This is a genomic window from Embleya sp. NPDC025285, assembly GCF_055558835.1.
Genome location: NZ_JBVHLU010000004.1, coordinates 32,000 through 46,358, shown reverse-complemented (window position 1 = coordinate 46,358; position 14,359 = coordinate 32,000). Strand labels below are relative to the sequence as shown.

Annotated in this window: 16 protein-coding genes; 5 read left to right on the top strand and 11 right to left on the bottom strand. The window is 72.0% G+C overall.

Translation table 11 applies throughout. From position 1 onward, the window contains the following. Positions 1–75 precede the first annotated feature (75 nt). Positions 76–1,041 (top strand): ABC transporter substrate-binding protein, encoded by a 966-nt coding sequence (locus ACZ4FV_RS04015; protein WP_402231334.1) that lies wholly within the window; start codon positions 76–78, stop codon positions 1,039–1,041. A gap of 231 nt (positions 1,042–1,272) precedes the next feature. On the opposite strand, the gene ACZ4FV_RS04010 is transcribed toward ACZ4FV_RS04015, so the two are convergent. The 10 genes from ACZ4FV_RS04010 to ACZ4FV_RS03965 form a co-directional block, all read right to left on the bottom strand. Beyond that, complete coding sequence (locus tag ACZ4FV_RS04010; protein ID WP_402231332.1) at positions 1,273–1,830, bottom strand: septum formation family protein; 558 nt, start codon at positions 1,828–1,830, stop codon at positions 1,273–1,275. Between the two features lie 102 nt (positions 1,831–1,932). Then, complete coding sequence (locus tag ACZ4FV_RS04005) at positions 1,933–2,559, bottom strand: S26 family signal peptidase (RefSeq protein ID WP_395858947.1); 627 nt, start codon at positions 2,557–2,559, stop codon at positions 1,933–1,935. Continuing rightward, positions 2,556–4,373 carry an ABC transporter ATP-binding protein gene (locus ACZ4FV_RS04000; RefSeq protein WP_402231329.1) on the bottom strand — a complete coding sequence of 606 codons (1,818 nt, stop codon included), beginning with the start codon at positions 4,371–4,373 and terminating at the stop codon, positions 2,556–2,558. The genes ACZ4FV_RS04005 and ACZ4FV_RS04000 overlap by 4 nt, the downstream gene beginning before the upstream one ends. After that, positions 4,370–4,894 carry a hypothetical protein gene (locus tag ACZ4FV_RS03995; RefSeq protein ID WP_395858945.1) on the bottom strand — a complete coding sequence of 175 codons (525 nt, stop codon included), beginning with the start codon at positions 4,892–4,894 and terminating at the stop codon, positions 4,370–4,372. Before ACZ4FV_RS03995 ends, ACZ4FV_RS04000 begins: the two co-directional genes overlap by 4 nt. Further along, positions 4,894–5,418 carry a MauE/DoxX family redox-associated membrane protein gene (locus tag ACZ4FV_RS03990; protein WP_402231327.1) on the bottom strand — a complete coding sequence of 175 codons (525 nt, stop codon included), beginning with the start codon at positions 5,416–5,418 and terminating at the stop codon, positions 4,894–4,896. The genes ACZ4FV_RS03995 and ACZ4FV_RS03990 overlap by 1 nt, the downstream gene beginning before the upstream one ends. 339 nt (positions 5,419–5,757) lie before the next feature. Further along, positions 5,758–5,916, bottom strand: coding sequence for a hypothetical protein (locus ACZ4FV_RS03985; RefSeq protein ID WP_331771024.1), 159 nt, complete (start codon positions 5,914–5,916; stop codon positions 5,758–5,760). A gap of 263 nt (positions 5,917–6,179) precedes the next feature. After that, complete coding sequence (locus ACZ4FV_RS03980; RefSeq protein ID WP_402231325.1) at positions 6,180–6,932, bottom strand: class F sortase; 753 nt, start codon at positions 6,930–6,932, stop codon at positions 6,180–6,182. A 3-nt stretch (positions 6,933–6,935) separates the two neighbouring features. Beyond that, positions 6,936–7,406 (bottom strand): hypothetical protein, encoded by a 471-nt coding sequence (locus ACZ4FV_RS03975; protein ID WP_395858942.1) that lies wholly within the window; start codon positions 7,404–7,406, stop codon positions 6,936–6,938. A gap of 120 nt (positions 7,407–7,526) precedes the next feature. Next, positions 7,527–9,371, bottom strand: coding sequence for a SpoIIE family protein phosphatase (locus tag ACZ4FV_RS03970; protein ID WP_395858941.1), 1,845 nt, complete (start codon positions 9,369–9,371; stop codon positions 7,527–7,529). Positions 9,372–9,464: 93 nt separating this feature from the next. Continuing rightward, on the bottom strand, positions 9,465–10,484 hold the full coding sequence (locus ACZ4FV_RS03965; protein ID WP_465321774.1) for an ACP S-malonyltransferase: 1,020 nt from the start codon (positions 10,482–10,484) through the stop codon (positions 9,465–9,467). A gap of 559 nt (positions 10,485–11,043) precedes the next feature. Between ACZ4FV_RS03965 and ACZ4FV_RS03960 the strand changes: the two genes are divergently transcribed. From ACZ4FV_RS03960 to ACZ4FV_RS03950, 3 genes are all read left to right on the top strand, one after another. Continuing rightward, a complete protein-coding gene (locus ACZ4FV_RS03960) occupies positions 11,044–11,325 on the top strand; it encodes a hypothetical protein (protein WP_395858939.1) in 282 nt (93 codons plus the stop codon). A 155-nt stretch (positions 11,326–11,480) separates the two neighbouring features. Further along, entirely contained in the window at positions 11,481–12,389 is a 909-nt protein-coding gene (locus tag ACZ4FV_RS03955) for a Gfo/Idh/MocA family protein (RefSeq protein ID WP_395858938.1), read from the top strand. An 11-nt stretch (positions 12,390–12,400) separates the two neighbouring features. After that, positions 12,401–12,868 (top strand): hypothetical protein, encoded by a 468-nt coding sequence (locus ACZ4FV_RS03950; protein ID WP_465321773.1) that lies wholly within the window; start codon positions 12,401–12,403, stop codon positions 12,866–12,868. A 25-nt stretch (positions 12,869–12,893) separates the two neighbouring features. Here ACZ4FV_RS03950 and ACZ4FV_RS03945 read toward each other — a convergent pair whose 3' ends face one another. Continuing rightward, positions 12,894–13,337, bottom strand: a complete 444-nt coding sequence (locus tag ACZ4FV_RS03945) for a nuclear transport factor 2 family protein (RefSeq protein WP_395858936.1) — start codon at positions 13,335–13,337, stop codon at positions 12,894–12,896. A 70-nt stretch (positions 13,338–13,407) separates the two neighbouring features. On the opposite strand from ACZ4FV_RS03945, the gene ACZ4FV_RS03940 reads away from it, so the two are divergent. Beyond that, positions 13,408–14,355: a LysR family transcriptional regulator gene (locus ACZ4FV_RS03940; protein ID WP_395858935.1), complete on the top strand. Its 948-nt coding sequence runs from the start codon at positions 13,408–13,410 to the stop codon at positions 14,353–14,355. Positions 14,356–14,359: the final 4 nt, after the last annotated feature.

The window sequence follows — 14,359 nt, the reverse complement described above, 5'->3', positions numbered from 1 at the left end:
CCCGGCCCCGGCTGCCGGCCCCGCCGCCCGGTCCCACCATCGCTTCGCCCCACCACCGCCAGGAGGCACTGCCCGATGAAGACACCGACGTACGTCGCCGTGACCATCGCCCTGACCGCGGCCGTCACCCTCGGCGGGTGCGGCAGTGACAGCGGTTCCGGGGGCGGGCGCAAGATCACCTTTATCCAGGGCGTCAAGGGCGACGAGTTCTACATCTCGATGGCCTGCGGTGCGCAGCAGAAGGCCAAGGAACTCGGCGTGAAGCTCGACGTGACCGGCGCGGACAAGTGGGACGCGTCGCTGCAGACCCCCGTCGTGAACGCCGTCGCGGCCAAGCGCCCGGACGCCGTGCTCATCGCGCCGACCGACACCCAGGCCCTGCGGCAACCCGAACAACAGCTCAAGTCCCGGGGTACGAAGGTGATCGAGGTGGACACCAAGCTCGACGACGGCTCGATCCGGGAGACCTCGATCTCCTCCGACAACGAACGCGGCGGCATGCTCGCCGCGCAGACCCTGGCGAATCTGGTCCAAGACCGCGGCACGGTCGCGGCGATCAGCGTCAAGCCCGGCATCTCCACCACGGACGCGCGGCTCAAGGGCTTCGAGACCGAGATCAAGAAGCATCCCGGCATCACCTACCTCGGCGTGCAGTACAACGACGACGATCCGGCCAAGGCCGCCTCGATCGTCACCTCGACGATCGCCTCGCGCCGCGACCTGGTCGGCGTCTTCGCCGCCAATGTGTTCAGCGGCGAGGGCGCGGCCACCGGCATCGAGCAGGCCGGCAAGGCCGGTCAGGTCAAACTGGTCGCCTTCGATGCCACACCCAAGCAGGTCGAGGCCATGCGCAAGGGATCCATCCAGGGCCTGATCGCGCAGAAGCCGTTCGACATCGGCTCGCAGGGTGTCGAGCAGGCCGTCGCCGCACTGGACAAGAAGTCGGTCCCCAAGACCATCTCCACCGACCTGGTCGCCGTCACCAAGGAGAACATGGACCAGCCCGACGTGAGCAAGTACCTCTACAAGGGCGCCTGTTGAGCCCTGACACCTGGTCCGGACGACCCGCGCGCGGCGCGCGGTCCCACCCGGCCCGGCGTCCGGCCCCGGCCCCTCCGGGGCCGGACGTGCGTGCGGCCTGCTGCGAGCCGGCCTCGGACCGAGCGATCCGAACACGGCCCAGCGGCCCGAGCACGGTCGATCCGCGAGCGCACGCAGGCGGGCGGCGGCACCCTGTGCCGCCGCCCGCCGCGAACCGCTGCTCCCGATGACCTACTTGATGATCGTGGTGAGGGGCTGCTTGTCCTCACGCTGGATGATGCAGGCGGCCTGGCGACGGCCGTTGTTCCACGCATCCATGTCGAGCGGGTACGTGTACGAGAAGGTGATCTTGGCCGAGGCGGGCTGACGGTCGACGATGGGGCCGACGTACTGCTCACACAACTCGCTGACCTTGTCCGAGTAGCCGGGCGTGTCCGGCGTCACGGTCGCCGGCAGGTCGAACGCCTTGCCGACCTGGCCGGTGTGCGGCTTGCTGCACGGCACGTCGGTGGTCTTGCTGCCGTCCTGGTTGACGCACTGGCCGGTCTTGTACGTGAAGGCGTCGATAACCCCGGGCGAGGACGAGGCGCTGCCGGACGGCTTCGTGGTGCCGCCGGGCTTGCCGGTCGAGGTGGCCTTCTCCGTGGATGATGCGGTCGAAGTGACGGCAGGGGCCTTGCTGCCCTTGTCGTCCTTGTCGTCGCCGAGACAGCCGGAGAGCAGGGCGGTGGCGGCGAAGACTCCGGCCACGGCCGGCGCGATCACGCGCAGGCGGTGGGAGGTGGGCATGTGGGACACAACCTTTCGCTTCGGGACGCCCAAGATCCTGTCGCGAACCCTCACCGAAACGTTGAGGGAAATGGTGCTTGATTCTTCGCCGAATCGATGCGATCAAGCCCTTCGCCGTTCACCATCGACCGCTCTCGCCCGCGATCCGCTCGCATTCTCGTACGCCGGCGTCGTCCGCGCCAGACCCGAGCGTGCGGATCGTGCCTCGCCCGGCGCCGGGATCCGCCGCACCGCCACCCCGATCACCTGATGGCGATGCACGAAGCCGTACGCGCGCGAGTCCCAACTGGCGGCGGGGTTGTCGCCCAGCACGACCACGGCGCCGGTGGGCACCACGTCCGCGGCCACGTCGCGCAGGATCGGGAACCGGTCCCGGGGGATCGGGTCGCCCGCCACCGCCACCGCGCGTTTGATCATCAGCCGGCCCTCGGGCGCCGGGGCCAGGTCGGTGCGCTCCGGGATCGCCGCCAATTCCTCCGGACCGAACCCGCCGATCTCCGGGGGCAGTCCGGCCAGCAACGGCGGGTTCGGGACGCGCACGACCACGACCTGACCGGCGCGCACCCGACCGGTGCGGCGCACCAGCAGGCGGTCCCCGGGGGACAACGTGGGTTCCATGCTCGGGCCCTGGACCGTGGCCACCAGGTAGCGCCGCTGCATCCATACCAGGCTCGCGCCGCCCAGACCGGCGGCCGCGGCCCCGGCCAGCGCCATGCGTCGCGTGTTCACTTCGCCTCCTGATAGCCGGCCGCCTGGAGTCGGAACAGGCTCGCGTAGCGGCCGTCGTGGTCGAGCAGTACGTCGTGCGGGCCCTGCTCGACGATCCGGCCGCCGTCCAGGACCACGATCAGGTCGGCGTCGCGCACCGCGCCGAGCCGATGCGAGATGAGCAGGCTGGTGCGGCCCTCGCGGTATTCGCGCATCCGGGCGTGCACCTCGTGCTCGGCTTGCGGATCCAATCCCGAACTGGGCTCGTCCAGGATCATCAGGTCCCGCCCGGCGCGTACGAACGCCCGTGCCAGGGCCAGGCGTTGCCACTGGCCGCCGGAAAGCACCACGCCGGTGTCCGGGTCCTCCTTGTCCGCCTCGCTGAAGAACATCCGGGTCAGCAGCGTGTCGTAGCCGCGCGGCAGCGCGACGAGCCGCTCGTGGATGCCCGCCCGTTCGGCGGCGGCCTCGATCCGGGGCCGGTCCCGCAGGCTGTCCGGGTCGCCGAGGGCGATGTTCTCGGCGGCGCTCATGTCGTACTTCATGTGGTCCTGGAAGACCGCGCTGATCCGCGCGCGCAGTTCGGCGGGCGGGATGTCGCGCAGGTCCACGCCGTCCCAGGTGATCCGCCCCCGGGTCGGGTCGTACATCCGGCACAACAGCTTGACCAGCGTGCTCTTGCCCGCGCCGTTGAGTCCCACCAGCGCGACCGCCTGCCCGTGCGGGATGCGCAGGTCGACGCCGCCGAGCACCCAGGGGTGGTCGTCGCTGTAGCGGAACCACACGTCGTGGAACTCGACGCCGACTCCCGGGCGCACCGCCGCCGGCGTCTCGGTCGCCGAAGGCAGGTCGGGTTCGGCGCGGGCGATCGCGACGAAGTGGGTCAGGCCCAGGAGTTGCCCGTGGGCGGAGGCGATCGAGGAGACCAGGGTGTCCAACGCGGCCTGGATCCCGGCCAGCGCGGCGACGAACATCACCACGTCGCCGACGGTGAGGGTGCCGCGCCGGGCCGCGTCGGCGGCCCACCACAGGCCGCCGCCGGCCACCGCGGCGCCGAGCGCGCCCAGCAGACCCTGGGTGGCGAACTCGCGCAGGTCCATTCGGCGTTCGGCGTCGTTGGCGCGGTTGCGCTCCAGCACCATCCGGGCACGCAGCACCGATCCGATGCCGAACAGGCGGATCTCCGAGGCAGCCTGAACGCCCGTCAGCAGACCGCTGTAGAAGAACTCGCGGCGATGCACCTGCTCGTTGTCCCACTGCATCGTGGCCCGCAGCCGGGACAACCGCAGTTCGGCGATCAGCACCGGGACACCGGCGACCAGCACGAGCGCGGTCATGGTGGGACTCAGGATCAGCAGCGAGGCGACGAAGCCGAACAGGGTGAGCGTGCCCTGGAGCGTGTTGCCGACACCGTTGACCAGGACGCCGAAGTTGGCGGTGCTCTGCTGGGCGAGCCGCAACCGGTCCAGGAATGCCGGATCCTCGAACCGGCGCAACCCGACCTGGCGTTCGGCCGCGCCGAAGAGTCGGTCCGTGGCCAGCACGCCGGTGGCCCGGCCGATCTGGGCGCGCAGATAGCGCCCCAGTCCCGGCAGCACGGTCGCGACCAGTCCGGTCAGTGCCAGCGCCAGTGCCGGGCCCGCGATCGAGCCGTGCCGCTCGGCCAACCGGTCGATGACCAACTTGGTCAGCCACGCGGTGGCGATCGGTACGCCGGCCGCGCCGATGGTGACCGCCAGCGATCCGGCCGCCTGGCCGGGCGCGGCGCGTACCGTCAGCGCGGCCGCCTCGCGGGTGGCCGCGGCCACCTCGCGCGCGGGTATCCGTGGGCTCACGCGCGCGCTTCGCTGGGCAGGTCGCTCATCCGACCACCACCGGCCACCACCCGCCGATCGTCGCCGAGCAGGTACACGGCGGGCGTCCAGGTGTTGTGGAACGCCGCCTGGACCGCGCCGTCGAAGTCCTCCGTCACCACGCGGGCCACCGGGGCGAGCGTGGCGATCAGGTCGGCGTCCGCGCCCGCGACCACCGCCAGGACCTCGCCGCGGGCCATCGTGCGGGCCTTGTCGGCGAACAGGGGCGCGAGCGTGTGGCAGGGCTCGCAGTGCGCCGAGAAGAACCCGACCAGGCCGCGCACGTCGGCGTCGGAGACCTGCTCGCCGTCGATGGTGCGCGCGGTGAACATCTCCGCGCGCGACCCGGGAGGCAGTTCGGTCCCGGGACCGCCCGGCCGAGCCGTGCCCGGGTGCGGATCGCTCGACGGTTCGTTCAGGCGGCGGATGACGCCGAGCGTGAGCAGCAGATTGACCGCCGCGACCAGGCCGATCAGGACGACGGCGGCGACAAGAAAGGGCATCAGGCATTCCTCGCGAACAGGTCGACGATGTCGTCGAGCGTGATGATCAGGAGCGCGCCGACCAGACCGCCGACGCCTGCCACGGCGCTGCCGGCCATCGGCGGCAGGACGTCACCGGAGGCGGCCGGCCCGGACGCGAGGACGCCGCCGAGGGCGGCGGCCAGGAGCACGCCGTTGCGGGCCAGATGGCGCACTCCCAGCGGGGCGTCGGAGGCGCCGAAGCAGCGGCAGGAGGAGCGCCGGCCGCGCCGCAACGCGGTGCCGATCGCGGCGGTGAAGGCGATCAGCAGCCCGCCCGCGATCGCGAAGCCCGCGCCGCGCAGAGCCGGGATCGCGACCAGCACCGGCACCGAGGTCTCCGCCGCGACCACCACGACCGCGATCGGCTCGGCCCGCCGCGCGGGCATCGGCACCAGACGCGGCACCGACGCGACGAAGCCGGCGAAATCGCGGAACTTCGAGATCGCCGAGGCGGCGAATACCAGGCCGACCAGACAAGCGCAGCCCACATATATATATCCCATGGGCACCCTCTCTTTATGGCGCGCGGAAACGGCGGGCGGCGAAATCATCGCCGCCCGCCGTCGATTCGGGCAGGATCGTTCAACACATTCCGGTGATCCGCGTGCGCACAATTCGTCGGATCGGTGGTGACGAAGATGCGCGCGGTGCCACGCCGGAGGCAGTTGTCGATGCGATCCGTGGGACCTCGGCCTTGTGGGCCGTGTGTCCCGGCATTGACGGCAATAAATCCCCGCGGTGAGTAATTGCTTCGAGGAATTCTGCGGGAGAGGAATCGGCCCCGAGGGACGTCGCGGGCGGGGAGGTTCCACCCGCCCGCGACGGGTTTCACTCGGTCCCGGTCAGCAGGTGCCGATCCTGACGTAGGTGCAGCCCTCGTCCAGACAGCACTGCCGCAGCCACTTCACATGGTTCTGGCAGTACGTGTAGTTCGAGCAGCCGGCGTCGACCGTGACCTTTTGGGCCACTCGGTTCAGCAGACGATCAGCGAGACGCATCATGACGTCTCCTCTCCCGGCCGGGTGGGCCGTATGGATTGGTAATTGGATTATTGCCAGTCCCGCTTTTTATTGGCAAGACCCAAAACACCAACGATCGGAGATGATCAAGGAATGCTTTGTCCGGCCAATTTGCGCACTGCAAAACAGCCGCGAATCGAGCCGATCCGCCGAATCCGGCGGATGGGCTCGAAATGCCACCTTCCGGTCCCGGTACGACACGTGCCGATGTCGCGAAAAGGCGCGCGGGCACGGATACGGCGTGCTTACGGGACGAGGTGGGCGAAAACCACGACGTTGCCGGAATAGTGGGTCTTCCTGGAGTAGGTGCCGCCGCAGGTGAGCAGCCGCAGTTCCGGTCGGGTCGCGTCGCCGAAGACGCGCGCGGCGGGGAAGTCGTCCCGGGCGAACGCCTCCACCCCGTCCACGACGAAGGCCGCGACGCTGCCGTCCTCGCGGTCGATCTCGATCCTGGAGTCGCGCGGGAGCGAGCCGAGCGGGTAGAAGACCGCGGGTCCGGCGGCGGTGTCCACGTGGCCGACGATCGAGGCGGTGCCCTTCTGCCCCGGGGTGACTCCGCCCTCGTACCAGCCGGCCAGATTGCGATCGTCGCGCGTGGGCACGTCGATGCCGCCGGCCTTGTCCAGGCCGACCCGGGTCAGCGGTGCGGAGATGCCCAACTCGGGGATCCGGATCCGGATCGGCGTCGACGCGCGCATCGGCGGTGCCTCGGTGGGCACGGCCGGCGGAGTAGGCGGAGTGGGAGGCGTGGGAGGGGCGGGTGTGCCGGGCATGCCGGGCGCCGCGGGATCGGCCGGCGGCATCGGCGACGCGATCGGCACCGCCGCGGCGGCGGGCGGACGTGGCGGCGGTGCGACGGTGTGGTATCCGGCGTACAGCAGACCCGAGCCGCCGATCGCCAGCACGCCGGAGGCCGCCGCCCAGAGCAGGCGGCGGCCACCGGGTCGGTGCGGCCGATCCGCGGCACTCGCGGGTGCCTCGGGAGCGGAACGGGTCATCGGTCAGGCGAGGTTCGAGGCCCGGCGGCGGAGCGCCACGAAGCCGGTGCCGGTCGCGCCCGCGATGACCAGACCACCGACCGCCAGCAGCGCCGGGTCGCGCTCCTGGGTACCACCGAAGCCGGCCGTGGACGCCGCGACCGGCGCGCTGCCCATCACGTGCAGGCTGCCGATCAGCTCCTGGCCCTCACCACAGACCACCTTGACCTCGTAGTCGCCGGTGGCCACGTCCTTGATGGTGGCCTGACCCTTGACCTCGTCGCCCTCACGGGTGAGCGTGACCATGGCCGTGAACGCGTCCGAGGAAGCGGTCGCCGTGTTCGCGGTGCAGTGCTTGTCGTCCGACAACAGCACCGTGTCGCCGGGGCGACCGGAGTCGGCCTGCATCGGCGCGGCGGCGAACGCCGAGCCTGCGGAACCGCATACGGTGAGACCGACGATCGTGCCGACGACTGCGAGACGGGCACAGCGCATTTCGTCCTCCTATGGACATGCGGAACCGAACCCGACAGACCGGGTTCCAGGGGAAGTCCCGCTACAAGGAACGTAAAAAGCCGCCCCACCCCCCGCCACCGGTGGCCGCCGAACGGTGGATCACGCCGGGCGTCGGAGTGGACCGGTCCCGGCCGGGGGTTTACCGCCGCCCCCGCCCACCGACGCCCCGCCCCCGCTCGTCGCCGCCGTCCCACCGCCGCCGCCCACCTGCCGGGCCGCCATCACCGCGACGTCGTCCTCCACCGGTGGCACCACCAGCCGGTCCAGGATCGTGTCCACCAGCGACTCCAACGGAGCCCCCGGCTCGATCCGCAGCGCCGCCAATCGCTCCAGCGACACGTCGATGTCCTCGTCCCGACGCTCCACCAGCCCGTCGGTGTACAGGACCAGCACACTGCCCGGCGCATCCGGCCGCACCTGGGCCGTGTACCCGCCGCACCCGGTGCCCAGCGGTGGACCGGTGGGCAGGTCGAGCAGCCGGGTCGCGCCGTCGGCCGCGACCAGCAGCGGCGGCAGATGCCCGGCGTTCGCGTACGTGGACACCCCCGCGTGCGGATCCTTCAGCACCAGCAGACACGTGGCGACCCGCTCCAGCCCGGCCTCCTCGCCCATCCGGTCGGCCCGCGTCAGGATCTCCTCCGGAGACAGCCCGCCGGCCGCCAACACCCGCAGCAGCGCCCGGTAATGGCTCATGTCCACCGCGGCCTGCACGCCGTGCCCCATCACGTCCCCGACCGCGAGCAGGGTGCGCCCGTGCGGCAGCGCGATCGCGTCGAACCAGTCGCCGCCGACCTCCACGCTGCGCCCGGCGGGCAGATAGCGGGTGGCCAGCTCGATGTCCGGGTGCGGTGCCTTGGGCCGGGCCAGCAGGGCGCGTTGCAGGGCGAGCGCGACGCTGTGCTCGCGCGAGTACCGCCGCGCGTTGTCCACACACGTGGCGGCCCGGTACGCGAGGTCGCGGGCCATCTCCACGTCGTCCTGGGTGAACGGCGCCGAGTCGCCGGCGCGGATCAGGCTGAGCGTGCCGATCGTCTCGCCGCGCGCGATCAGCGGCACCATCATCGCCGAGTGCATGCCCGCCGCGCGGTAGACCGCCACCCGGGACGCGTCCGGCGCGGTCGCCCGCAACGCCTCGTCCGAGGGACGGTTGTCCACCACCGTGCACCCGGTCCGCACCACCCGCGCCACGTCCGCACCCGGCTGGTAGTCGATGTGCTCGCCGGGCCCGCCCAGGAGGGTGCTCAGGTAGCGCAGCCGCGGGATCGAGGTCCAGGCGGCCCGACGCAGCCGCACCGTGTCCGGCGCCGGGCGCGGCCGGCCGATCTCCTGGTCCGGATCGGCCGGTTCCAACAACTCGACGCCGACCACGTCCGCGAGCACCGGGACCAGTAGGTCGACCAGCTCGCGGCACGTGGTGTCGGTGTCCAGCGTGGTGCCGATCTCCAGCGCGGCCCGATCCAACAGCGCGAGCCGCCGATGCGCCTGATCCAGCGCGAGCTGGGTGCGCCGGGACGCGGTGGTCTCCATCAGGATGGCGACGACGCCGAACACGCCGTTCTCGTCGTCGAGCCGGTGATAGGCCGCGTGCCACCACCGGGTCTGCGGCGCGCCCGCCACGGTGCTGACGCCGGTCACGGTCGCCTCGCGCGCGATCCCGTCGGCGAGCACCGCGCGCAGCACGTCCCGGGGCACCTCCAGCCCGGGGAACGCCTCGGCGAGGTCGCGCCCGACCTGCTCGTGCGCCGGCCGCCCGTCGATCCGGGCCAGCGCCGGATTGACGTACACGTGGCGCAGGTGCGGGTCGAGGATGCCGATCGGGGCCGAGGTCTCCTCCAACACCCGGTGGAACAGCCGCAGCCGAGCGGCCACCGACAGACGCGAGTCCGCGCCGAGCAGTCCGCCCACGTCGAACTCGTCGTCCGCCGGGTCGACGTCCTTGTGCAAGCCGGGTACCTCCTCGCCACCACTGCCACCACCGTCGCGGACCGCCGGGTCCGGGACGCCTCGCGCGCCGCGCTCGGGCGGGCGCGGGCCGGTTCAGCCGGTAGGCACGCCCGGTGGCTCGGCGAGCGCGGCCAGGTCCACATGCAGCAGTCCGCACGCGCGCAGCGTGCCGCCGACCCGGGCCAGGTCGGCGCCCGCCGAGACCGGCACGACGGTGCGCACCCGGGGGTCGCCGGTACGGGCGAACGGGCCCAGCACCTCGCGGGCGCCGGCCTCCACGAACACCTCGATCCCGCGCTCGCGCAACGTGGTCAGCGCGGTGCGGTAGCGGACCGGATGCCGCAACTGGCCCACCACCCCGTCGCGCAACTCGCGCTCGTCCGCGTAGTCGCGCCCGAGCAACGGTGAGAGCACCGGATAGCGCGGGGTCCGGAACTCGATGTCGGCCCCCAGCCGGCGCCACTCGCCGGCCGCCGACTCGCGCAACCGGTTGTGGAAGAGCGTGCGGACAGTCAACGGCTTGGCGGCCACCGCCTTGCGCTCGGCCAACGCGGCGAACGTGGCCAGCGATTCGTCCGGCCCGGAGACCACGGTGTGCTCGGCCGAGTTGTCACAGGCCAGGTCCAGGCCCGGCAACTGGGCCGAGCACAGCAGTTCGAGCGTGTGCCCCGGCGCCAGGCGCAGGGTGAGCAGGCCGGCCGGATCGGTGGTATGGAGCGTGCAGGCCGCCGCCCGGGCCAGATACAGCCGGGCGCCGTCGCCGGCCGTGTATACCCCGGCCGCCGCCAGCGCCGCCATCTCGCCCAGGCTGTGCCCGAGCAGCACGTCGGGGCGCACCCCGAAATCGCCCTCGAGCAGCCGGAAGGCGGCCAGCGCGCCGGCGTAGATGGCCAAGTGCAGGGACAACTCGTGCCGATCCATCAACTCGTGCGCGTCCGGCGCCTTGGAATCGAGGAGCAGGCGCGACGGCGACAGTGTGGCGCGATCGCCGACCGCGTCGTCGACCTCGGCCAGGGTGTCGCGGACGACGGGCCGATCCTGGAGCCGGTGCAGTGCGCCCGGCACATAGGAGCCAACGCCGGGCATGATGATCGCGGTGCGTGGCACGCTCACGGAGACTCTCCCTTGGCTCTCGGTGGTCTCTGCTGCCGCGGCCGGGAGGTTCACCGAACCCCGGCCGCGGGTCCTGGGACGACATCCGGAGGGTGACGAGGCGACTGCGCCGGGTACTCTCGCGGATCGTCCCCGCTCATGACGGCAACCCGGGCTCGCGGGAACGGGGCGCGTGTCCGGGGCGGATCGGGACGTGGACGGTGGGCTCTGGGCCCGGGCCGGCGGATCGGCCGGGTGGGTCGGGGAGGGGCCCGATTCCAGGAGAGTCGAGCCGGCCGAGGACCGCAACCGCGCCCACCGCCGCGCGCCCGCGTCCGGAGCCGCCGAGCGCTCGATCCGGGGCCGATCCCGCGCCCGGGCGGGGCGGGCAACTCACGTGGTGCCGGCGGCAGCCGACCTCGGGGCGGCCCGGTCGGCGACGTGGGCATTCGGCGGCAGCGGGCCGCCGTTCGGGGGTATGCCATCCGGGTGGTTCACCGGGCGCGGGCCGCGGTCGCCGGTTCGGGTGGACCCCGATGCCCACCCGTCGCCTCGGGTGCCCCCGATCGTTGGTCCGAACGTGATCAGCCCCAGCCGCGCACTGGCCGCCGGAATCGTCTCGGCCGCCGTGCTCGTCGCGCCCGCGCCGGCAGCCGTCGCCGTGGCCACCGAACCCAACAGCGGCGTCACGGTCGTGGTGACCGGCGACGAATACCACGTGGCGGCGGACGGTGTCGTGGTCCGACACGCTCCCGCCGAGCATTCCGCCGTCGTCGAGATCGCCCGCCACGGCGACACGCTCACCGTGCACGGCACCCACGTCGCCGACGCGGACGCCGACCGGTACGGCGCGCGTCGGTAGCCGGCGGCCACCAACCGGCGCGCCGAACCCGGCCGGGCTCCGCGAGCGCGACGACCCGAGTCGGCGCCGACGGATCACCCGAACGGGTGTGCATATGCTGGCGGGGCCGTGAACCGGACGTGTGGCCCGGCGGCGTCAACGGGAGGAGTGACCCGATGAAGGTCGGCGTCATCGGTCTGGGCGACATCGCGGAAAAGGCCTACCTGCCCGTTGTCTCGACCCTGCCGGACCTGGAACTGCGCCTGCACACCCGTACGCCGGCGACGCTGCGCCGGGTCGGGGAGACCTACCGGGTGCCCGCGGAGCACCGCCACGCCGACCTGGATGGGCTGCTCGCCGAGGGCTTGGACGCGGCGTTCGTGCACGCGGCGACCTCGGTCCATCCGGAGATCGTGACCCGGCTGATCGAGGCCGGCGTGCCCACCTACGTGGACAAGCCGCTGGCGTACAGCCTGGACGAGAGCGCGCACCTGATCGAGCTGGCCCGGGCGCGCGGCGTCGGCCTGATGGTCGGCTTCAACCGTCGGCACGTGCCGGCGTACGCGGAGAGCCGCGAACTGCCGCGCGACCTGATCGTGATCCGTCGCAACCGCGTCGACACCGCGCGCGAACTGCGCACCGTGACCTTCGACGACCTGATCCACGTGGTGGACACGCTGCGCTTCCTGGCCCCGGGCGAGATCGAGCACGTCGACGTGCGGGCCCGGGTCGTGGACGGATTCGCGCAACACTTCGTGCTGCACCTGTCCGGTGCCGGCTTCAGCGCGATCGGCATGCTCAATCTGCGCAGCGGGTCGGACCAGGAGATCCTGGAGGTTTCCGGTCGGGACGGCACACGCGAGGTGTACAACCTGGCCGACGTGGTCGACCACCACCAGGGCCTGCCGACCACCCGACGGCGCGGCGACTGGACGCCGATCGCGCGCCAACGCGGGATCGAACAGGTGGTCCTGACCTTCCTGGACGCGGTCCGCACCGGTGTCTTCCCCGACCTCGACGACACGCTGCGCACACACGAGATGTGCGAACTGGTGGTCACCGAGGTGGAGAAGCAACTGGGCTGAGGGGGACGCACATGCGGACACGATGGTCGCCTCCGGTCGTCTCCCCGGGGCGGCTCGCCGAGGTTGCCGCCGAGATCGAGCGGATCGGGGAGCTCATTCGCCACGACGGCGCCGGCGGGCAGGGCGAGGCCGAGGCCGCGATGGCCGCCTTTCGGGCAAGGACGGGACACGACTACACGATCGCGGACTTCGTCGGTTACCACGGATCACGGTCCCTGGCGGATTTCGCCCTGGAGGCGGCCCGGCCGGCCCGGCCCCGGATCGCCGACATCACCCGGGCGGAACTGGTCGAGATCGTCGAACGCGTCCTCGCGGGGGACGCCGAACTCGACTGGTATCTGCTGGTGTTGACGGTCAACGTGGCGCACCCGAGGGTGACCGAGCTGATCTTCGGCGGGCCGGCCGTTGGCGACGGCGTCCTCGAGTCCGCCGAGGAGATCGTCGACGCGGCGTCGGCCTATCGCGCGATCGCGTTGTGAGCCGGGCCGGCGGGGTTCGCTCGGGTCAGAACATCGTGTTGTCGTTCGCGGCGGTTTCCGGGATCGGCTGGATGACGTCCCAGTGCTCGACGATCCGGCCGTCGCGGACGCGCACGATGTCCACGAGGGCGCTGCCCCGATCCTCTCGCGATGTGCGCATCAGGCTGTGTACGACGACCAGATCGTCCTCGGCCAGCACCCGCTTGAAGTCGATGGTCAGGTCCGGGAACCGCGCCCCGAAAGCGGTGACGAACTCGACGAACGCGTCGGCGCCGTCGGGAGCGTGCGGGTTGTGCTGGATGTAGCGGGCGCCGAGGTACTTCGCGGCGGCGTCCATCGGCTGCTTGTCGTTGAACGCCAGATCGAAGAAGTCCTGGGCGATTCGCTTGTTCCGGTCCAGTCGGGCCGGCCCCTCGAGGCCGGAGTCGTCGGATCGGTCGTTCGGGCTGTGCCGTTCGGTGTCTGTCATGGGTTCAGTTCAGCAGCGAGGGGCCCACGCCGGGAAACACCCGTTCGGATCGGTGGCATACCCTGCGGGTATGGCCGAGGTGGAGCTGCGTGAGCTGCGCTATTTCCGGGTGGTTGCCGAGGAGCTGAACTTCTCGCGTGCGGCGATACGTCTGGGGATGACCCAGCCGCCGCTCTCCCGGGCCATCCGGCTGCTCGAACGACGGCTGGACACGGCCCTGTTCGAGCGGGACAGCCACCGCGTGGCGTTGACCGCGGCGGGGGAGGTGCTGCTCGCCGAATCCCGGTCGGTCCTGGACGCGGCCGACGCGGCCGTACGGCGCACCCGGCGTGCGGCGGCCGGCCCGCCGACCCTGGTCGTCACGGCGAAGCCGTGCGTCGCGACGGACCTGCTGCGCGACCTGGTCGCCGCGTACCGCGCGTTGCCGGCGGCACCGATGGTGGAGGTGGTGGTCGGCGGCTTCGGCGAGCAGGCGGACATGGTGCGCGACGGGCGGGCGGACGCCGCGCTGCTCAGTGCGCCGTACGACGTCCAAGGGCTCGAACTGGAGCACCTGATGGGGGAACCACGCGTGGCAGCACTGCCTCGGGTCCACCCGCTGGCCGCCCGGGAGACGCTGACCTGCGCCGACTTCGCGGACCTGCCGATGCCCAGGTGGCCGACCGCGAGCGTGGTCGAACGCGACTACTGGGCCGGGCGCGACCGGGCGCCGAACCGGGCCGGCGAGCGGGCCCGGGGTCCGCTCGTCCACGACAACGCGCAAGTCCTGGAGTGCGTCGCGCTGGAGCAGGCCGTGGCGCTGGTGTCGGCCTCGCTGGCCGACCGCAACCCTCGCCCGGACATCGTCTATCGGCCGGTCTCGGACGCGAGCCCGTTCACCATCGCGATCGCCTGGCGGCAGGGGGCCCGGAACCCGTGGCTCGCCCGGCTGGTCGACGTCGCGACGAAGGTGGCGGCGGAGACGGAGGCCCGGGGGCTCGATATGGGCGCGGGACTTCCCGTCGGCCGGCACGGGTAGGGCG